The sequence below is a fragment of the Sulfitobacter sp. TBRI5 genome (genome assembly GCF_051013555.1).
Taxonomy (GTDB): Bacteria; Pseudomonadota; Alphaproteobacteria; order Rhodobacterales; family Rhodobacteraceae; genus JL08.
In genome coordinates, this window is the sequence record NZ_CP112884.1 from 1101296 (window position 1) to 1120681 (window position 19386).

The window sequence follows — 19386 nt, forward strand, 5'->3', positions numbered from 1 at the left end:
AAAAAGTTTCGCCCAAACCGGGGAATCCGGTGAGGGTATGAATGTGTCTTTCGCTTGGATTGGCCTGTCTTGGCAAGGACTGGGCGCATTATGATCGCAAAGTGGTTCAGGATGGTGCAGCTTTGCCACAGTCGGTTTTTGGCATGCCGCAGCGGCAAATTCGCTGCATCTATGCTGCATCTATAATGTATCTGCATTGTATCTGCACTGGCAAACACGCGCCATCGCACGTTAGGCAACGTGACATAGCCCTTGCCCCCTTTCGGCGGCTTGGGTAGGACAGTAGCAAGAAAAACACGCGGAATGCATGGGGCAAGTGGAATGAAACACCAATCAAAGCTCATTCTGATGGCGGCAGGTGCGTCATTATTTCTGCTGTCAGCATGCGGCGGCGGCGGTGGCATTGGCCGCGTCGGGCCGGAAAGCACCCTGAACAGCGAAGCGCCCCCCAGCCCGCTGGACAATGAAAACCCGCCCAGTGCACAGGAATCCGATACTGTCTGGGCCTATTTCAACCAGCCATCGACCGAAAATTCCGTTTCGGTCAACCGCTATATCTGGAATGCCTCGCTGGAAGTGCTGAATTTCTTGCCTATTCAGTCGGTTGATCCGTTCACCGGCGTTATCGTGACGGGATATGGCACGCCGCCGGGTGGCGGGCGATCCTATCGCGCGACGGTTCTGATCGATGATCCCGCACTGGACGCCCGCGCGCTAAGCGTTGCCTTGCAAACCAGCGGCGGCGGTTCGGCCGATCCGGCCACAGTGCGCGCCATAGAAGACGCGATCCTGTCGCGCGCGCGACAGTTGCGGATCGCCGACGGCAAATTCTAGGAACAGCGCCGCCATTGTACTGGCATCCATCTGAAACTGACATTAAGAAAGCGCCGGGCCTGATCGCCCGGCGTTTTCCCGTAAAGGACCAAAGACATGCCCCGCTATTCTGCCGCCGAGATCGAAGCGAAATGGCAAGCCGCCTGGGACAAGGCCGGTATTTTCACCGCCACGCGCAGCGCGGACAAACCGAAATACTATGTGCTTGAAATGTTTCCCTATCCGTCGGGACGGATTCACATGGGGCATGTGCGCAATTACACGATGGGCGACGTGATCGCGCGCTACAAGATGTCGACGGGGCACAATGTTCTGCACCCGATGGGATGGGATGCCTTTGGCATGCCTGCCGAAAACGCGGCGATGGCCATTGGCGGTCACCCCAAAACATGGACCTATGACAACATCGCCGACATGCGCGCCCAGATGAAGCCGCTGGGCCTGTCCATCGACTGGTCACGTGAATTTGCCACCTGCGACCCCGAATATTACGGCCAGCAGCAGGCGCTGTTTCTGGATATGCTTGAGGCCAGGTTGGTCTATCGCAAGAACGCCGTGGTGAACTGGGATCCGGTCGACATGACGGTTCTGGCGAACGAACAGGTCGAACAGGGGCGCGGCTGGCGGTCTGGCGCGCTGGTGGAACGGCGCGAACTGACGCAATGGTTCTTCAAGATTTCCGACATGGCCGAAGACCTGCTGGGTGCGCTGGACGGGCTGGACAACTGGCCTGCCAAGGTCAAGCTGATGCAGGCCAACTGGATCGGCAAGTCGCGTGGTCTGCAATTTGCGTTTTCCACAATTGATGCGCCGGACGGGCATGACCGGATCGAGGTGTATACCACGCGCCCCGATACCCTGATGGGTGCGTCGTTCATCGGAATTTCGCCCGATCATCCTCTGGCCAAGCATCTGGAACGCGAAAACGTGGATATTGCGGCGTTTAACGCGGAATGCCGCAAGGGCGGCACAACGGAAGAGGCCATTGAAACGGCTGAAAAGCTTGGTATGGACGCCGGAATCCGGGTGCGTCATCCCTTTGATACCGCTTGGGAACTGCCGGTTTACATCGCCAACTTCATTTTGATGGATTACGGCACCGGCGCAATTTTCGGCTGCCCCGCCCACGACCAGCGCGATTTCGATTTTGCCACGAAATATGAACTGCCGATCATTTCGACCTATCTGCCATCCAAAGACAGCCCGGATGAACTGTCCGAGGCATTTGTGCCCCCCAAGACCGAGCAGGTGTTCTACAACCGCGGCTTTGCAGGTGATGCATGGCAAACCGGAAACGAGGGCGTCGAGACTGCGATTGCCTTTTGCGAGGAGAACGGCGTTGGTCAGGGCGTGACCAAGTACCGCCTGCGCGATTGGGGCCTGTCGCGCCAACGCTATTGGGGTTGCCCGATTCCGGTGCTGCATTGCGACACCTGCGGCGTTGTCCCCGAGAAAAAGGAAAACCTGCCGGTCGAATTGCCGTTTGATGTCGATATCAACACGCCCGGCAATCCGCTGGACAGGCATCCGACATGGCGCAATTGCACCTGCCCGTTCTGTGGCGGCCCGGCGCTGCGCGAAACCGATACGATGGACACATTTGTCGACAGTTCATGGTATTTCGCACGTTTTACCGCACCCGATGCCAAAACGCCCACAAACATGGACGATGCGGCCTACTGGATGAATGTGGATCAGTATATCGGCGGCGTCGAACACGCGATCCTGCACCTGCTTTATGCCCGTTTCTTTGCCCGCGCCATGCACCTGACAGGGCACCTGCCCAAATCGGCGGTAGAACCGTTTGACGCGCTGTTCACCCAAGGCATGGTCACCCATGAAATCTATGCCACACGCGACGAAAAAGACCGTCCGGTCTATCACCTGCCCGAAGATATCGAGTGGACGGAATCGGGTGCACGTTTGGGCGCTGACGGTCCCATGGTCGAAGTGATTCCGTCGGCCAAAATGTCGAAATCGAAGAAAAACGTGGTGGATCCGGTCAGCATCATCAAGAATTACGGCGCGGACACCGCCCGCTGGTTCATGCTGTCCGACAGCCCGCCCGAACGCGATGTGGAATGGACCGCGGCCGGTGCCGAAGCGACATACAAACACCTGTCGCGTGTCTATCGCATCACGACGGATATTGCCGCAATGGCCGATAACGGGGCAAACCCCGAGGATGACGCCCTGCTGCGCGACATGCACAAGGCCATTCACGAGGTTACGACCGGCATCGAAAGTTTCGGCTTTAACGCGTCGATCGCGCGGCTTTATGCGTTCACCAACACACTGGCCAAATCCAAGGCCGGTGCGGCCGTACAAAAACAGGCCGCGCGCACGCTGGTGCAATTGATGTCACCGATGACACCGCATCTGGCCGAAGATGTCTGGGCGCAACTGGGTGGAGAAGGGCTGGTTTCCACCGCGCCGTGGCCGGTGGCCGATCCGGCGATGCTGATTGACGATACGGTCACGCTGCCCATTCAGGTCAACGGCAAGCGGCGCGCCGAAATCAGCGTTCCGCGCGATATGGACACGGCAGAGGTTGAAAAAACCGCGCTGTCAGTAGACGCTGTGCAAAGGGCGCTGGACGGGGCCACGCCCAAAAAGATCATCGTCGTCCCTGGCAGGATCATAAACGTTGTTGTTTAGCCGCCGTCTTTTCATTCCGGGTCTGGTGCTGTGTCTGGCATCCTGCGGGTTCACGCCCGTTTACGGCCCGAATGGTGCCGGAACCGCGCTGCAGAACCAGATTACAGTGAACGAACCGCAAGACCGGGACGATTACTGGTTCACCCAGCGGTTCGAAGAACGCATGGGCCGCTCGGCAAATGCAAAATATGCTTTGGTGTATAACATTTCGACAGTCGAACAGGGCATTGCCGTGAACCAGGAAGGCAATATCGAACGCTATGACGTTTTGGGGCGCGCCACATATGAATTGCGCGATGCGGCGACGGATGCGGTTGTGTCATCCGGCGATGTCGAAAGCTTTACCGGATATTCCGCAACCGGCACGTCAGTTGCCAGCCTTGCTGCCGAACGGGATGCAAGGGAACGTCTGATGATCATTCTGGCCGACCTGGTGGTGACCCGTTTGCAAGCCACGTTTAAGCCCGCGTCATGAAACTGTCCCCCCGAGAGGCACCGGGCTATTTCGCCAAACCCGATCCGGCCCGCACCGGTCTGCTGATTTATGGCGCGGACGCGATGCGCGTGGCGTTGAAACGGCAACAGGTCATTGCTGCGCTGGTCGGCCCGACGGGCGAGGAAGAAATGCGCCTGACCCGCATTCCAGCCGGCGATTTGTGCAAGGATCCCGCCCTTTTGCTGGATGCGATCAAGGCGATCGGGTTTTTTCCCGGTCCACGCGTGGCTTTTGTGGAAGAGGCCAATGACACCATCGCCGAAACAGTTCTGAGCGCACTGTCAGAATGGCAGAACGGTGACGCACAGATTATTGTCACGGCAGGTACGCTCAAGGCGACATCGAAGTTGCGCAAGGCGTTCGAGGCCCACAAGAACGCGTTTGCCGTTGGTATCTATGATGATCCGCCCACACGGGAAGAGATTGAAAAGACACTGGGGGATGCGGGCATTGCGGCCCCGTCCGGCGATGTGATGGCGCAGATCACGGCCCTGGCGCGCGATCTGGATCCGGGTGATTTCCGACAGACAATGGAAAAACTGGGTTTGTACAAGCGCGGCGACAGCACACCGCTGAGCGGTGCGGACCTGCTGGCCTGCGCGCCCACATCGACCGAGGCAGCGCTGGACGATGTTCTGAACATCGTGGCCGATGCCAAGCAGGGCGAAATCGGCCCGGTGCTGCGCAAGCTGCAATCACAAGGGGTGAACGCCGTCAGCCTGTGTATCGGCGCGATGCGTCACTTCAGGGCGTTACATGTCGCTGCATCCGATCCGGGCGGGCCGGGCGCTGGCATCAGCAAGGTGCGGCCACCTGTGTTCGGGCCACGGCGCGACCGGATGGTGCGACAGGCCCAAAGCTGGGGCGTGGCAAATCTTGAGACGGCGCTGACGCTGTTGACCGACACGGATTTGCAACTGCGTTCTGCCGGACAGAATGCACCCGCACTGGCGCTGGTCGAACGGGCCCTGATCCGTCTGGCGATGCTGGGCAACCGGCGAAACACATAGGAGAACGCAATGTACGAACTGATCGGAACCGTCAAAAGCCGCGCCTTTCGCGTTATGTGGATGCTGGAAGAACTGGACGAGCCCTACACGCATGTCGATACCGGCCCCCATTCGGATATTGTCAAAGCGGTGAACCCTTCGGGCAAGGTTCCGGTATTGCGCGAAGGTGATGCAGTGCTGACCGACAGTACGGCCATCATCACCTATCTGGCGGACAAGCACGGCAAACTGACCTATCCGGCCGGCACGCTGGAACGCGCGCGTCAGGATGCGATGACCCATCAGATACTGGACGAGGTCGATGCGCTGTTGTGGACAGCGGCGCGCCACGGGTTCGTGTTGCCAATGGAATACCGTGTCGCGGGGATCAAGGATTCGCTGAAATGGGAAATGGCGATCAATCTGGACCGGATCGCGCACCAGCTGACAGGCGCGTTCCTGATGGGCGATAAGATGACCCTGCCCGATATTGTGCTGACCCATTGCCTTGGCTGGGCCACCACCGCCAAATTTGATCCCGCACCCGCAGCCTTGCGCGATTATCTGGATCGGATGCGGGCGCGCCCGGCCTATCTGACCGCGCGCCAAGGTGCCTAAGCGGGGTTGAACCGCGCTGCCGCCTGTCCGGCCCAGCGCCCTGTGGCCAGACAGGCCGTTAAAAGATAGCCCCCTGTCGGGGCTTCCCAATCCAGCATTTCGCCCGCGCAAAACACACCCGGCACATTCCTTAGCATCAATGTGTCATCCAGCACGGAAAAGGGCACGCCACCTGCTGTTGAAATCGCTTCGTCCATCGGGCGCAAACCTGCATAGGGAATGTTCAGGCGTTTGATCAGGCGCGCCAGTTGCGCCGGGTCTGCGGGCAGTGGCCTGCCGAATTCCTGTAGCAGCGCGATCTGTGGCTTGCCAAGTCGCAGCGCTTTGCGCAGGTGGTTGGTGACACTGGTCTTGCCATGCGGACGAGACAGGCGGGCGACGATCTTTGCAACATCCCAATCGGGCAAAAGATCGACGTGCAACGGTGCACCGGACCGCAAGTGTTTTGACAAGGTGTAGATACCGCCGCCTTCCAGCCCCTGCGCAGAAATAATCGCCTCCCCGCGCGAGACGTAATCCCCGACATTCCAGGAAATTCCTTTTAGTGCCTGGCCCAGAACAGACGCCATATGTTCAGACCATGGTATGTTCAAACCTACATTGGCGGGTTGAAACGGGGCCAGCGGCACGCCTTTTTCGGCCAGAAATACAGCCCATGCGCCATCCGAACCCAGACGCGCCCAACTGGCGCCGCCCAGTGCCAGAACCGTGACGTGCGCCTGAAGCTGCTGGCACCCGTCAGGTGTTTCAAACACCGGCACACCATTGTCCCACCCCTGCCAGCGCCAGCGCGTGTGGCGAACAACGCCCAACCCATCCAGACGCGCCAACCATGCCCGCAACAGTGGCGAAGCCTTCATCGCGGTCGGGAACACCCGACCGGTTGATCCGGTGAACACGTCCTGCCCAAGGCCACGCGCCCAATCCTGAACGGCGTTTGCATCAAAGGCGCGTAAAATGAGGTCTAGGGGCGGCGCCGCCTCCTCGTAGGCGGCCAACAGATCGTCGGGTGATACATCCTTGGTCAGGTTCAGACCGGATTTTCCCGCCATCAGAAACTTGCGCCCGAACGAGGGCTTGGCATCGCAGATTGTGACAGACCGACCGGCCACAGCCAGCATTTCTGCGGCCATCAATCCTGCGGGTCCTGCTCCGATGACCAGTGCATCCGTCATACGCTTTTGGTCCTGACTTCGCCTTTGAGTTCGACAACCCGTTGCGGGAAAGGAATTTCGATGTTGTTGTTTTTCAATGCGTTCCAGATCAGGAACAGGACGTCGGAAGTGTACTTGTTCGGCCCGTCATCCAGACCATTAACCCAGAATTCCACCGCGAAATTGATGCCGCTGTCGCCAAAACCACGCAATTCGCAATCGGGGGGATAGGGTTTTTCCAGCACGCCGGCATGGCTTGCCACGGCCCGTTCGACAATATCGGGCACCAGATTGATATCGGTGTCGTAGCTGACGGAAAATTCCGCCTCGTACCGGTTGGCCGAACCGCTGTCGGAATAGTTGACTACACGCGTGGTAATGAAATCTTCGTTCGGGACAACGATCCAGCGCCCGTCGAACGTTTCCGGAATGGCGGCACGCGCCGTCATTTTCACGATTTTACCGGATTCGCCACCATCCAGTGCGACAAAATCGCCAACGGTCGCCTGCCCTTCCAGCAGCAGAATGACCCCGGATATGAAATTGGCCGCGATCTTTTGCAGACCAAAGCCAAGCCCGACACCGATCGCGCCGCCCAGAACGGCAAGCGAGGTCAGCGAAATGCCCATGATGTTCATCAACAGAATGAACGCGAGGCCGAAAATCGCGATCTCGGCGGCTTTCACCGCCAGTTGACGGGTGGCGGGGCGCAGTTCCTCTTGCTGGCTGATCAATGCGGCAGATTGATCGTTTGACCAGCGCCCCAGCCAGAACAGCAGACTGCCCGCAATCAACCCGCGGACCAGCGCCATCAGCGACAGGGAAATGTTGCCCAATTGTACATTCATGGCCGAAAGGCCGCCTATCACCTCGTCCAGCAGCCCGACAGCATGCAGGGCGGCAACGGGCAACAGCACGTATTTTCCAAGGACTTTAAGAAACGGATCCCTGATGACTTCGCGCACAAGTATGCGCGCAGCCAGAAACAGGAAAACACGTTTGCCAAAAGCGATCACGGCACCGCTGTCAAACAATGCGACAACAACACTTTCGCCAATTGCGGTGAACACATAGGCAAGCACAGGCAGTAAAAGCGGCACGAACCCCAAAAGGAACCGTCGGGTTGCGGCGATGATACCCGTCTGATCGTCCGGCGGGGTCAGAAAACGGGTTATGGCGGGGCGCAACCTGCGCACAGCCAATACGGCCAGTACAAAGGCAGCAATCAGCAGCCCGAATTGTGACCATGCTGCCGGGCTAAGCAACCAGCCCTGTAGCAGGTCCCATCCCTGAAGGGCATAGCCCGCGACCTGCTGCACAATCTCGGGCTGGCTTTTAAGATCAAATTCCATCGAAAGATCCTAGTTAGAAAAGGTGCACCGTTTAAACACTTTGGGCCTGGCTGGCCGTGCAAAGACCTTTGATGCCGGATGCGATTTCAGGCTTGGCTGCCAATGTGTCGGCGGCGATGCTGCGCGCGGTATCAAGCAATGCGTCATGTGGAACAAGTTGATCGACAAGACCAAAGGAAAACGCATCCGCCGCCGAAATTTTTTGCCCGCCCATCAGGATCAGCTTGGCGCGGGCCGGCCCAATCAGGGCCGCCATACGCGCGGGATCGGACGGTTGCGGCAAAAACCCCAATTTCATTACCGGATAAAAAAACCGTGCTTCGGGCACGGCAAGGCGCAGATCGCACGCCAGCGCCATCCCCATCGCGCCGCCCGCAAGCGTGCCGTTCAGGGCCGCAATGCTCAGCCCCGGTAACGCGGCAATCGCACCGGACAGGCGTTCCCAGATACCGGATGTGGCAAGGCCGGCGCGCGCCTCTTCCAGATCGGCACCCGCGCTGAATACATTGCCCTTGCCCGTCAGGATCAGAACCCGCGCATCTTGCGCAGCTTCGGCGATATCGGCCAGTTGGCTCAGCATGGCATGCGTCAGCGAATTGGCCTTGTCGGGCCGGTCTATGGTGGCAATCCAAAGGCCGCCATCCTTGTGCAGCCGGATCATATCAGGCCCACCTGTTTGCGGATGTCTTCATCCCGCAAGGAGATTTCACGGCCAAGCCAGTCGTTCGCATCGGCACTGCACATCCATAAAAGGGCGCGGGCAGGCCAATCGGCGGGGATGTGTACATCCCAGTCCAGCTGACTGACAGGGTTGACGCCACTGGCCTTTATTTCGCGCTGCATTTCTGTGGCGACCGTCCCGGGTGACAGACCAATCGCGCGAATGCCCTTGTCCGCAGATTCCAGATCGACGCAGCGCGTCAGCATCGCAACGGCAGCCTTTGACGCACAATAATGGCTCCATGCCTCAACAGGCCCATGGGCCGCGCCCGAACTGATCGTGAGGATTGATCCACCACCGGCAGATTCCATCACCGGAAGTGCCGCACGCATGCCGTTAAAGACACCTTTCAGGTTGATATCGATCACGTGTCCCCAAGCCTCGGGATCGGCAGCCGACAAATGCGAGATGGGTTCGATCACACCGGCGTTGTTGATCAGAACATCCAGTCCGCCAAAGGTTTTGACCGTCGCGTTCACCGCCGCCTCTACCTCCCAGTAGCGGCTGACATCGCAGGGAATGGCCAAAGCCGCATCCCCGATTTCCTGTGCAAGTCCGGCAATCGCATCCTGACTGCGCGCCACAAGCGCCACATTGGCCCCGGCATCTGCAAAAATACGGGCCGCCGCAGCACCGATGCCACGGCTCGCGCCAGTTATCATTACCGTTTTGCCTGTCATGTTCATGTGTCACCTATCTGTCATTGCCACCGCACCATTATGTGAACGGCCCCAAAGTGGTAAACCGCGCATCTGCAAGGGTCCAGCCCTTGCCCTCTTGACCATTGATTGCCATAGCCTGGACATAGAAGCATCATTTGACCGAGAAAGGGTTCACAATGCTTATTTCAAAACACGTGGGCACTGCGAGCGCCCTGGCCCTTATTCTGGGCGCCCAATCCGCCATTGCCGATGTAACCGCTCAGGAAATCTGGTCTGACTGGCGCGGGTATCTGGAAGGCATGGGATATAGCGTTGACGCGACTGAAAACGCGTCGGGCGGTGACCTGACCGTTTCGGACATCACAATGTCGATGGTTTTGCCCGATGCCGAAGGCACGATTGCGATTGAGCTAGACACGATTTCCTTTTCTGAAAATGGCGATGGAACTGTATCCATCCAGTTTCCCGAGACGATGCCGATCAAGATCACCGGTGATGTCGAAAGCGGATCGCCGGCCACTGCACAAATCGATTATTCACAATCCGGGTTCAACATGGTCGCATCCGGCGCGCCCGATGACGTGACGTATACCTATAGCGCGGATCGCATTGCGATGGCGCTGGCCAGCCTGAATGTCGAAGGTGAAAACGTTTCCGAAGAAGATGTGCGGTTTCGTGTGGATATGGCCGACATTGCCGGCACCCATGTGATGAAAACAGCAGATGTCCGCACGTATAATCAAGCCAGCAATATTGGCACGATTTCGTATGAACTGGATGTGACCGACCGCGAAAACGATGGCCGCGGCGCGTTCAAGGGAACCATCAACGGGATCACCGCAAACGGCAACGGAACATTGCCATTGGTGCTGGACAACTCTGATGTGGCAGCGATGTTCAAGGACGGTTTCGCGTTTGACGGCAGCTTTGATTATCAAAGCGGCAGTTCGGAATTCAACGTTCAGGATCCCGTGGATGGCAATTTCAGCGGTACCACTTCATCGCAGGGCGGTTCGCTGGCGGCATCAATGGACGGGGAAACCCTGTCATATGATGTGACATCGCGCAATTCGGCGATCAACGTCACCGGCGCGCAAATTCCGTTCGGGTTGTCGGCCACTATGGACGAAACCCTGTTCAAATTGTCCGTGCCAATTGCAAAATCCGACGAAGAACAGGATTTTGGTCTGGCGATCACATTGGGCAATTTCGCAATGGATGACACGTTGTGGAACATGTTCGATCCGTCCGGTGCGCTGCCGCGCGATCCGGCAACCATCAACATTGATCTTGCGGGCAAAGCCAAGGTTCTGGTTGATTTCATGGACCCCGATGCCACCGCCGCGATGGAAGCATCCGGCACCGTTCCCGGAGAGTTGAATTCGCTTGAACTGCGCAATCTGCTGGTCTCCGTCGCCGGCGCCGCGCTAAGTGGCAATGGCAGCTTTACCTTTGACAATACACAAGAGTTCAACGGGATGCCGAAACCGACCGGATCTGTCGATCTGAAACTGGTCGGTGGCAACGGGCTGATCAACAAGCTGGTCGGCATGGGCATGCTGCCCGAAGAACAGGCGATGGGTGCGCGCATGATGATGGGCCTGTTCGCCGTCCCCGGAGAAGGCGCCGATACACTGAATTCCAAGATCGAAATCAACGATCAGGGCCACGTTCTGGCCAATGGGCAGCGCATTCAGTAAGGGTTTCAATCACCACTGAAAACAAGGGGGCCGCCATCCTGCGGCTCCTTTTTCATATCCCGTTTTCAGATTTGTTTTCCGTCCCAGCCCGCAAGAAGCCCTGATTTCGCAGATGGGTTTGTTGCCACATAGCGGGCCAACGAAACATCGCCTGTGTCAGTCCTCTGGTTTCGTCCGCGATTTCGATGGCGACGGAAAGCGGAGTTGGCCAATTCGGATCAAGAGTTGCTCCGACTTCACCGGGGCAAAAATATAACTGGGCGTGGTGTTTGGCTGCAAGATGCCGCATCCGTTCGTTTTCCCGAAGACACGTCATGTACAGCGTTTTGACGCCCCGATTTCGGGCGAACGCAATAACACGCTCGAACAAGGCATCGCCGATGCCCCCGTTCTGCCAATCCGGTTCAACGGAAAACGCGGCTTCGGCCATTGCGGGCCAAGACCGGTAGAGACCGCGCAATTCCGCAATTGCTCTGAGGGTACCGCTGCTGAAGGCGCCACAAACGATGCTGTCGTAACGCAGAATACGTCGTGCATATGCCTTGACGCTCTCATCGTTGACAGCACCGCCAAAGCGGACACGCCGCGTTTCGGCGTCAAGTCGTAGAAGGTGATTGCTGATCGCTTCTTGGTCAACGGCCCAAAGTCGGCGAATAAGCAGATCATGCGCTGTGTCTGGGATCATGTATCCGCTCTCCTGACCCATTAGATAGCCGCTCCTTCCGATAAGAACAGAATTGCATGACAAATTATTCTGCGTTGCAGAAAACTTGCGCGATTTCCCGCCGTGACGCCGTGTATTTGATCACAGAGCGCGTTCGAAACAGGCCAGACCCTGTCAGATGAAAAGACTGCGCCATGCTTGCATGACACTCCTTTCCATCCTGTCCCCTTGCGGGTGGGGGCCAGCGGCGCTACCTCGGGATTGGAAACGGTAAAGGCAGAACATGACCCGATCTTTGGAGCAACTGACGAACGATCTTTTGCAGGCCGCGCAAAAGGCAGGCGCGGACAATGCGGATGCAATGGCCGTGCAGGGCACATCCGTTTCGATCGATGTGCGTGCTGGACGGCTGGAACAGGCCGAACGGTCCGAAGGTATCGATATCGGGTTGCGGGTTCTGGTGGGTCAGCGGCAGGCCAATGTGTCCGCTTCCGACACGCGGCCCCAGACCCTGACGGAAATGGCACAGCGCGCCGTTGCAATGGCACGCGAGGCGCTGGAAGATCCGCATATCGGGCTGGCGGATCCTGCGGAACTGGCGCGTGACTGGGATATTTCTGCACTGGAACTGGCCGATCCTGCGGCCGAACCCGATCCGGCGGAATTGCAACAGGATGCCGAGCGCGCCGAAGCGGCGGCACTGGGTGTCAGGGGGGTTACGCAGGTGCAATCCGCATCCGCGGCCTATGGCGCACGTCAGGTGCATCTGGCGGCCACAAACGGGTTTTCCGGTGGATACAGCCGCACGGATCGCGCGATATCCTGCGTTGCCATTGCAGGTACCGGCACGGGAATGGAACGCGACTATGACGGGGACAGCCGCCTGTTCCAGTCCGATTTGCGCGCCCCCGAAGATATCGGCGAAACCGCCGGCACCCGCGCACTGGCCCGGATCGGCGCGGTACAACCCCCGACCGGCTCCTATCCGGTGCTGTTTGACGAACGCATTTCGTCGTCTTTGATCGGGCATCTTCTGTCCGCGATCAACGGTATCGCAATTGCGCGTGGTGCATCCTGGCTGCGCGATGCGCTGGGCCAGACGGTTTTGCCGGCACATCTTTCGCTGGTTGAAGACCCGCACCGTATTCGGACATCCGGATCGCGCCCGTTTGACGCCGAAGGTCTGGCCACCAGACCGCGCAACATCATCGAAAACGGTGTTTTGACCGGATGGACACTTGATCTGGCGACAGCGCGCAAGCTGGGCATGGTGTCCACCGCAAACGCGGCACGCGGTACATCCGGCCCGCCTTCACCGTCAAACTGGAATGTGGCACTGACCCAGGGCACCCACAGCAAGGAAGACCTGATACGCGATATGGGCACCGGGCTGCTGGTAACATCGATGATCGGGTCTACGATCAACCCGAACACGGGTGATTATTCGCGTGGTGCCGCCGGGCTTTGGATTGAAAACGGTAAAATCAGCCATCCGGTCAATGAATGCACCATAGCCGGAAATCTGCGCGATATGCTGGCCCGCCTGATCCCCGCCAATGATGCACGCACGCATCTGAGCCGCGTGGTTCCTTCGCTTCTGGTAGAAGGGATGACCCTTGCCGGAAAGTGATCTGAACCTATTGATCAACGCGGCGCTGGCCGCAGGAGACATCGCAACGGAATTCACCGGTGCCGATGCGGTCAGATGGGACAAACCGGATGGTGCCGGCCCCGTTACCGAAGCCGATCTGGCAGTGAACGACATGCTGGAACGCAGATTGCGCACCGCCCGGCCGGGTTACGGCTGGCTGTCGGAAGAAACCGAAGATTCCGCCGCACGCCTGGACAAGGATACCGTATTCATCATCGATCCGATCGATGGCACCCGCAGCTTTGTCGAAGGATCGCGCACATGGGCGCACGCCCTTGCCATCGCGCACAAGGGTGTTGTCACGGCAGCCGTTATCTACCTGCCCTTGCGCGACAAGCTTTACAGTGCGGCGCAGGGGCAAGGTGCCTTTCTGAACAATCAGCCCATTCATGCGACAGACACTGCCGATCTGGCCGGCGCGCAGGTTCTGGCCGCGCGCCCGAACCTGTCCGAAGTTCACTGGCCACGCGGTGTTCCGCAGATCACACGGGCCTATCGCCCGTCACTGGCCTATCGGCTGGCACTGGTCGCCGAAGGGCGGTTCGATGCCATGCTGACCCTGCGCGACAGCTGGGAATGGGATATCGCCGCAGGTCATCTGATTCTGAGCGAGGCTGGCGCCATTTGTACCGACAAGACCGGCGAGCAACTGCTGTTCAACAACGCCCGGCCTATGTTGAACGGCGTTGTGTCGGGCGGCATCGCCGTTCACAGCCAGATCATGACGGCGCTGGGACATGCCCCCCGCCCTGCTGCTTGACGCGACAGGCCAATTCCGTAGGTTGGCGCACAATCGAAACACTGTAACCAAAGGGACACGCGATATGACCCAACGCCTGCATCTTGTCTTTGGAGGCGAGTTGGTCGATCCAACCCGCAATACGTTCAAAGACGTCGACGACATCCATATTGTCGGCATCTTCCCCGATTACGACAGCGCCTATAATGCGTGGAAATCCGAAGCGCAGCGCACGGTCGACAACGCACATATGCGCTATTTCATCGCGCATCTGCACCGCTTGCGCGATGAAGAGGCCGAAGCGTCTTCGACCGAAGAACTGGAATAATGGCCGGATGGCGCGATCTCTTAGCCTAGCGGCCTATCGCGCATATATGAAGCGTGGGCCCGTTCCCGATTACACACCCGTCAGGCCACGCCCAAAGGGTGAACTGGTCTGGGCGCACGCCACCAACCCCACGCGTCTTGTTGCGCTTGCCGATCTGACCAGTCGGCTGGCCGCGCAACGGGGCGCGATCACGATCCTGATCACCTATGACCCGGCGCTGGTCAGCCAGAAACTGATCGACAAGCTGGCCGTTTTCCACAAAGAGATCATTACCGAAGCCTTGCCCGCCGATCATCCTGCTACCGTAACACGGTTTCTGGACCACTGGGCCCCTGATGTCTGCCTTTGGACCGGAGGATTCTTGCAGCCCAACATGGTGTTGAACGCGGCCGACCGCAAAGTGCCGCTGTTTCTGATCGATGCCAGCGAAAACGGCTTTAACAGCCGCAAGGAGCGTTGGTTTCCCGAGGTGACACGGCAACTGGTCAAGTGTTTTTCCGTGATCATGGCGCAATCGGATACGGCGCGCCAAAGACTGTTGAAACTCGGGTTGCCCCCGAAATCTGTTGAACTCACCCCCTTGCTGCGTCCCGGAGGTCAGGCGCTGCCCTGCAACATGGACGAACTGGATGATCTGGCGAACCAGTTGGCCGGGCGCCCGATCTGGCTTGCCGCCGATGTGCAGCGCGACGAAGTTGATCTGGTGCTTCAGGCACACCGAACGGCAGCCCGTCTGGCCCATCGTCTGCTGTTGATTCTGGTGTCGGCATCACCGAATGAAAAACTGGCCGATTATGTTGCATCGCAAGGCTTGCGCGTGGCGCACTGGGCAAATGGCGGCACGACTGACGAACTGACACAGGTTCTGGTGGTTGATTCCCCGGAAGATCCTGGCCTGTGGTACCGGCTTGCGCCGCTGGCGTTTGTTGGCAGTTCACTGGTGTCAGGTTACGGCGGGCGTGATCCCTTCGTTGCTGCGGCGCTTGGGTCGGCAATCCTTTATGGGCCGAATGTGGGGGATCATCTGGATTCATATTCCCGCCTTGCATCGGCGGGGGCCGCGCGCATCGTCAAGGATGCTGACGGGCTGGGAACATCCGTTTTGCGATTGATTGCACCGGATCTTGCTGCGTCAATGGCACATGCCGGGTGGGAGGTTGTTTCAGAAGGCGCTGAACTGACCGACCGTGTGGTCGATCTGATGCAGGACGCGCTGGACACGGAGACATCCCGATGACGCGACCGCCCGGTTTCTGGTATTCGTCCGGCAGCTGGCGATCGGCCCTTCTGGCGCCGTTGGGGGCGATTTACGCCAAGGCGACAGCACGGCGTCTGGCAAACGGAACGCCAGAAAAAATGAATGTGCCGGTAATCTGTGTCGGCAATCTGAACGCGGGCGGCACCGGCAAGACACCAACGGTGATTGCCCTGATCGAACGGCTGCGTGATCTGGGCCATGTGGTGCATGTGGTGTCGCGCGGCTATGGCGGTTCGCTAGCCGGGCCGGTTCAGGTAGATCCCGCCACCCACAAGGCGCATCAGGTCGGAGACGAACCGCTGTTGCTGGCCGCGTTCGCTGAAGTCTGGGTATCTAGAGACCGCGCGGCAGGCGCGAAACGGGCGATTGAAGCAGGGGCCAGCATCGTTGTGCTGGATGACGGATTTCAGAACCCCGCGTTAAGCTATGATCTGGCGCTGGTGGTGGTCGATGCAGACAAGGGGTTTGGCAATGGCAAATGCCTGCCCGCTGGCCCGTTGCGCGAACCGGTTGAAACCGGTCTGGCGCGCGCGGATGCCGTCGTTTCAATCGGCACGGACGAGGCACAGGCGCGGTTCAGACAACGTTGGGGGGCCAAACTGGCCTTGCCCCATATCACCGGCGCTCTGGTTCCTTTGAACACGGGCATGCAATGGAGCGACGGGCGCTATCTGGCATTTGCCGGGATCGGGCATCCGGAAAAGTTTTTTGCAACCCTGCGCCATCTTGGGGTCGAACTGGTGCACGGCGAAGCGCTGGATGATCATCAGGAACTGACGCCGACCCTGATGCGCCGGCTGGAGGCTGACGCGCTGCAACAGAATGCGCAACTGGTCACAACAGAAAAGGATGCCGTCCGCTTGCCGTCCGAGTTCCGCAGGCAGGTGATCACGTTGCCGGTGCGTCTGGTTCTGGACGACATTACCGCGCTGGACGAAATGCTGGCGCGGTTTCCCGCACCCTGAAACGCTGTTTCTAAGATGGGGCAAATTATTTTCATCCCGCGCCCAAGGATTGACCAGGCGCATGCGTCCAACAAAGGTGATGCGAATGGATGCAAGCGACGACGATCTGGCCATGGCGGCCGCAGGTGGCGATGGAGCCGCCTTTGCGGCTCTGTTGGCGCGGCGCTATGACGGGCTGTTCCGGCTGGCCTTTCGCCTGACTGGATCACAGCACGAAGCCGAAGACCTGACACAAGATATATGCGCCGCACTGCCCGCGAAACTGCGGGCCTTTCGCGGCGATGCCAAGCTGACCACATGGTTATATCGCGTTGTCGTCAACGCGGCCCATGACAGGCGGCGCAAACGCGCCAGCCATACACGCGCGGCGGATGGCTGGGGCGATTGGGAATTGAACCGTCGAGGCGCGGATGCCGATACCGCGCGCCAGATTGACTGGTTGATGACATCCATGGCTTTGCTGCCGGACGATCTGCGCGACACACTGGCACTGGTGCTTGACGACATGACGCATCGCGATGCGGCCGCCGTTCTGGGTGTGTCCGAAGGCACGATCAGCTGGCGTATTTCCGAAGCCAAGAAACACCTGCGCGCCCTGCGCGAAAAAGAGGATCAGACATGAGTGATGATCTTGACGACCTGAAGGCGGCAATGAAGGCCGCGACTCCGGCACCTGATGCCGCAACGAAGGCTGCGCATCTGGCGCTGGCACAGGAAAACTTTGCCCGTCTCCAAGGATCACCGGCTGTGAGCCGTCCTACACCCAATCGCCCGCTTTCGGGCCTTTGGACAGGGATGAAAACAATGCTGGACAGAATGACATCGCGCGGTGGACTGGCCGCGACAACCGCACTTGTCGCCGCTGCGTTCGTGGTACTGACGCCTTTGGGGGATGATCTTTTGCAGCCTCCTGCACCGGGTCTTGTTCCGGTTTCCCAAGCGCCCGACACATCAGGCAACACGACACTGGCAAACAGGCAGCGGGCTGAAGCAGACAGCGTGGCCCCCGCCGCAGCACCCAAGGCGGTTGGCCGCGAGCAGGAGGACAGCGATGGTATTGTTGCCTTGACGCAAGCACCGCAAGCCGAATTGCGTGCGTTCTCTTCAGATCAGAGCGTAACACTGCGGGAACAGCCTATTGCGCCAGAAATGCAGCCCGACAGCGAAACATTTGCCAATGCGGCATCCAACCCGGTGCAGATTACAGCTGAAACCCCGGTTTCGACGTTTTCTGTTGATGTCGATACCGCGTCTTATGCGGTTGTGCGCAGTGCGCTGATGAACGGGGTTTTGCCAGAGGCGGATGCGGTGCGCGTAGAAGAAATGGTGAACTATTTCCCTTACGATTACGCGGCCCCGACAGGTGATGCCCCGTTCCTGCCCACCGTGTCCGTTGCCCGAACACCATGGAACCCGGATACGCAACTGGTGCATATCGGTATTCAGGGCGCGCTGCCCGATGTGGCGGACCGCCCGCCGCTGAACCTTGTGTTCCTGATCGATACATCGGGGTCGATGAACCAGCCCAACAAACTGCCGCTGCTGAAACAGTCGTTCCGTCTGATGCTGGGCCAGTTGCGCGCGCAGGATCAGGTGGCCATTGTCACCTATGCGGGCAGTGCAGGGCAGGTTCTGGCCCCGACAGAGGCCTCTGACAGCAGCACAATTCTGGCCGCTCTGGACCGCCTGGATGCAGGCGGATCGACAGCGGGACAGGCCGGATTGCAGCAGGCCTATGCACTTGCCGATACTATGGCGCAGGATGGCGAAGTCACCCGCGTTGTGCTGGCCACCGATGGTGATTTCAACGTCGGGCTGTCCGATCCTGAAGCGTTAAAGACATATATCGCGCAGCAACGTGACAGCGGCACATATCTAAGCGTTCTGGGCTTCGGGCGGGGCAATCTGGATGATGCGACCCTGCAGGCGCTGGCGCAAAACGGCAACGGACAGGCGGCATATATCGATACGCTGGCTGAGGCGCAGAAGGTTCTGGTGGACCAGTTGACCGGAGCGTTGTTTCCGATTGCGAATGATGTGAAAATTCAGGTTGAATTCAATCCCGCCGAAATCGCCGAATACAGGCTGATCGGTTATGAAACACGCACCTTGCGGCGCGAGGATTTCAACAATGACGCCGTGGATGCGGGTGATATTGGTGCAGGACATACCGTGACAGCACTGTACGAAGTGACGCCGGTCGGATCCCCTGCACAACTGAGCGAACCGTTGCGCTATGGCACATCGGCACCGGGTTCTGACACTGGCGAACTGGGATTTCTTCGAATCCGGTACAAATTGCCCGGCGCAGATGAAAGCCAGCTGATCGAAACCCCGATCACCGCAGACGGACCGGCCATGCCGGACACCGGTTTTGCGATGGCGGTTGCAGGGTTCGGGCAATTGTTGCGCGGCAGTGTTTATCTGCACGACTGGGGCTATGGCGATGCCATCGCGCTTGCCAATGCCAACAAGGGCGCGGATGAATTCGGCTACCGCAGCGAAGCCGTCCGTCTGATGCGGCTCGCGCAAAGCCTGAGCGGGGAATAAGGAAACAAAAAACACCCGGTCGCAGAAACGACCGGGTGTCCGAGGGT

Annotated in this window: 18 protein-coding genes; 13 read left to right on the forward strand and 5 right to left on the reverse strand. The window is 58.9% G+C overall.

Features of this window, described 5'->3' with window-relative positions:
* Nucleotides 1–321 precede the first annotated feature (321 nt).
* The 5 genes from OLX72_RS05725 (at nt 322) to OLX72_RS05745 (ending at nt 5595) form a co-directional block, all read left to right on the forward strand.
* Nucleotides 322–834, forward strand: coding sequence for a DUF3576 domain-containing protein (locus OLX72_RS05725; protein ID WP_254684675.1), 513 nt, complete (start codon nt 322–324; stop codon nt 832–834).
* 96 nt (nt 835–930) lie between these two features.
* Nucleotides 931–3492 (forward strand): leucine--tRNA ligase, encoded by a 2562-nt coding sequence (leuS, locus tag OLX72_RS05730; protein WP_433990006.1) that lies wholly within the window; start codon nt 931–933, stop codon nt 3490–3492.
* Nucleotides 3482–3967: an LPS assembly lipoprotein LptE gene (gene lptE, locus OLX72_RS05735; protein ID WP_433990007.1), complete on the forward strand. Its 486-nt coding sequence runs from the start codon at nt 3482–3484 to the stop codon at nt 3965–3967. Before leuS ends, lptE begins: the two co-directional genes overlap by 11 nt.
* Nucleotides 3964–4998: a DNA polymerase III subunit delta gene (holA, locus tag OLX72_RS05740; protein WP_433990008.1), complete on the forward strand. Its 1035-nt coding sequence runs from the start codon at nt 3964–3966 to the stop codon at nt 4996–4998. The genes lptE and holA overlap by 4 nt, the downstream gene beginning before the upstream one ends.
* 9 nt (nt 4999–5007) lie before the next feature.
* The gene (locus OLX72_RS05745; RefSeq protein WP_114868540.1) at nt 5008–5595 is read left to right on the forward strand and encodes a glutathione S-transferase family protein; all 588 of its coding nucleotides are present in this window, start codon (nt 5008–5010) and stop codon (nt 5593–5595) included.
* On the opposite strand, the gene OLX72_RS05750 is transcribed toward OLX72_RS05745, so the two are convergent.
* From OLX72_RS05750 to OLX72_RS05765, 4 genes are read right to left on the reverse strand one after another with little or no spacing between them, the layout of a single operon-like run.
* Nucleotides 5592–6770 (reverse strand): TIGR03862 family flavoprotein, encoded by a 1179-nt coding sequence (locus OLX72_RS05750; RefSeq protein WP_433990009.1) that lies wholly within the window; start codon nt 6768–6770, stop codon nt 5592–5594. The two genes, OLX72_RS05745 and OLX72_RS05750, sit on opposite strands and share 4 nt — an antisense overlap.
* The gene (locus OLX72_RS05755; protein ID WP_433990010.1) at nt 6767–8101 is read right to left on the reverse strand and encodes a mechanosensitive ion channel family protein; all 1335 of its coding nucleotides are present in this window, start codon (nt 8099–8101) and stop codon (nt 6767–6769) included. The genes OLX72_RS05750 and OLX72_RS05755 overlap by 4 nt, the downstream gene beginning before the upstream one ends.
* A 31-nt stretch (nt 8102–8132) precedes the next feature.
* A complete protein-coding gene (locus OLX72_RS05760) occupies nt 8133–8762 on the reverse strand; it encodes an enoyl-CoA hydratase/isomerase family protein (RefSeq protein ID WP_433990011.1) in 630 nt (209 codons plus the stop codon).
* Nucleotides 8759–9508, reverse strand: coding sequence for an SDR family oxidoreductase (locus OLX72_RS05765; protein WP_433990012.1), 750 nt, complete (start codon nt 9506–9508; stop codon nt 8759–8761). The genes OLX72_RS05760 and OLX72_RS05765 overlap by 4 nt, the downstream gene beginning before the upstream one ends.
* 152 nt (nt 9509–9660) lie before the next feature.
* On the opposite strand from OLX72_RS05765, the gene OLX72_RS05770 reads away from it, so the two are divergent.
* Nucleotides 9661–11184, forward strand: a complete 1524-nt coding sequence (locus tag OLX72_RS05770) for a DUF2125 domain-containing protein (RefSeq protein WP_433990013.1) — start codon at nt 9661–9663, stop codon at nt 11182–11184.
* A gap of 52 nt (nt 11185–11236) precedes the next feature.
* On the opposite strand, the gene OLX72_RS05775 is transcribed toward OLX72_RS05770, so the two are convergent.
* Nucleotides 11237–11869, reverse strand: coding sequence for an N-acetyltransferase family protein (locus OLX72_RS05775; RefSeq protein ID WP_433990014.1), 633 nt, complete (start codon nt 11867–11869; stop codon nt 11237–11239).
* Between the two features lie 262 nt (nt 11870–12131).
* Here OLX72_RS05775 and OLX72_RS05780 point away from each other — a divergent pair, with 262 nt between their 5' ends.
* From OLX72_RS05780 to OLX72_RS05810, 7 genes are all read left to right on the forward strand, one after another.
* Nucleotides 12132–13478 (forward strand): TldD/PmbA family protein, encoded by a 1347-nt coding sequence (locus tag OLX72_RS05780; RefSeq protein WP_114868533.1) that lies wholly within the window; start codon nt 12132–12134, stop codon nt 13476–13478.
* Nucleotides 13465–14259, forward strand: coding sequence for a 3'(2'),5'-bisphosphate nucleotidase CysQ (locus tag OLX72_RS05785; protein WP_114868532.1), 795 nt, complete (start codon nt 13465–13467; stop codon nt 14257–14259). Before OLX72_RS05780 ends, OLX72_RS05785 begins: the two co-directional genes overlap by 14 nt.
* Before the next feature lie 64 nt (nt 14260–14323).
* Entirely contained in the window at nt 14324–14566 is a 243-nt protein-coding gene (locus OLX72_RS05790; protein ID WP_114872014.1) for a DUF4170 domain-containing protein, read from the forward strand.
* Nucleotides 14567–14573: 7 nt separating this feature from the next.
* On the forward strand, nt 14574–15803 hold the full coding sequence (locus tag OLX72_RS05795; RefSeq protein ID WP_433990015.1) for a 3-deoxy-D-manno-octulosonic acid transferase: 1230 nt from the start codon (nt 14574–14576) through the stop codon (nt 15801–15803).
* Nucleotides 15800–16789, forward strand: coding sequence for a tetraacyldisaccharide 4'-kinase (lpxK, locus tag OLX72_RS05800; protein ID WP_433990016.1), 990 nt, complete (start codon nt 15800–15802; stop codon nt 16787–16789). Before OLX72_RS05795 ends, lpxK begins: the two co-directional genes overlap by 4 nt.
* An 85-nt stretch (nt 16790–16874) precedes the next feature.
* Complete coding sequence (locus OLX72_RS05805) at nt 16875–17411, forward strand: RNA polymerase sigma factor (RefSeq protein WP_433990017.1); 537 nt, start codon at nt 16875–16877, stop codon at nt 17409–17411.
* Entirely contained in the window at nt 17408–19339 is a 1932-nt protein-coding gene (locus tag OLX72_RS05810; RefSeq protein ID WP_433990018.1) for a vWA domain-containing protein, read from the forward strand. The genes OLX72_RS05805 and OLX72_RS05810 overlap by 4 nt, the downstream gene beginning before the upstream one ends.
* The last annotated feature ends 47 nt before the right edge of the window (nt 19340–19386 follow it).

What these genes read in the sequence shown, in the direction of transcription:
- OLX72_RS05745 (WP_114868540.1), top strand. Translation starts at nt 5,008, where the DNA reads ATGTACGAACTGATCGGAACCGTCAAAAGCCGCGCCTTTCGCGTTATG.
- OLX72_RS05765 (WP_433990012.1), bottom strand. Translation starts at nt 9,508, where the DNA reads ATGAACATGACAGGCAAAACGGTAATGATAACTGGCGCGAGCCGTGGC.
- OLX72_RS05795 (WP_433990015.1), top strand. Translation starts at nt 14,574, where the DNA reads ATGGCGCGATCTCTTAGCCTAGCGGCCTATCGCGCATATATGAAGCGT.
- OLX72_RS05775 (WP_433990014.1), bottom strand. Translation starts at nt 11,869, where the DNA reads ATGATCCCAGACACAGCGCATGATCTGCTTATTCGCCGACTTTGGGCC.
- OLX72_RS05810 (WP_433990018.1), top strand. Translation starts at nt 17,408, where the DNA reads ATGAGTGATGATCTTGACGACCTGAAGGCGGCAATGAAGGCCGCGACT.
- lpxK (WP_433990016.1), top strand. Translation starts at nt 15,800, where the DNA reads ATGACGCGACCGCCCGGTTTCTGGTATTCGTCCGGCAGCTGGCGATCG.
- OLX72_RS05760 (WP_433990011.1), bottom strand. Translation starts at nt 8,762, where the DNA reads ATGATCCGGCTGCACAAGGATGGCGGCCTTTGGATTGCCACCATAGAC.
- holA (WP_433990008.1), top strand. Translation starts at nt 3,964, where the DNA reads ATGAAACTGTCCCCCCGAGAGGCACCGGGCTATTTCGCCAAACCCGAT.
- OLX72_RS05750 (WP_433990009.1), bottom strand. Translation starts at nt 6,770, where the DNA reads ATGACGGATGCACTGGTCATCGGAGCAGGACCCGCAGGATTGATGGCC.
- OLX72_RS05790 (WP_114872014.1), top strand. Translation starts at nt 14,324, where the DNA reads ATGACCCAACGCCTGCATCTTGTCTTTGGAGGCGAGTTGGTCGATCCA.
- OLX72_RS05755 (WP_433990010.1), bottom strand. Translation starts at nt 8,101, where the DNA reads ATGGAATTTGATCTTAAAAGCCAGCCCGAGATTGTGCAGCAGGTCGCG.
- OLX72_RS05805 (WP_433990017.1), top strand. Translation starts at nt 16,875, where the DNA reads ATGGATGCAAGCGACGACGATCTGGCCATGGCGGCCGCAGGTGGCGAT.
- OLX72_RS05725 (WP_254684675.1), top strand. Translation starts at nt 322, where the DNA reads ATGAAACACCAATCAAAGCTCATTCTGATGGCGGCAGGTGCGTCATTA.
- OLX72_RS05770 (WP_433990013.1), top strand. Translation starts at nt 9,661, where the DNA reads ATGCTTATTTCAAAACACGTGGGCACTGCGAGCGCCCTGGCCCTTATT.
- OLX72_RS05780 (WP_114868533.1), top strand. Translation starts at nt 12,132, where the DNA reads ATGACCCGATCTTTGGAGCAACTGACGAACGATCTTTTGCAGGCCGCG.
- leuS (WP_433990006.1), top strand. Translation starts at nt 931, where the DNA reads ATGCCCCGCTATTCTGCCGCCGAGATCGAAGCGAAATGGCAAGCCGCC.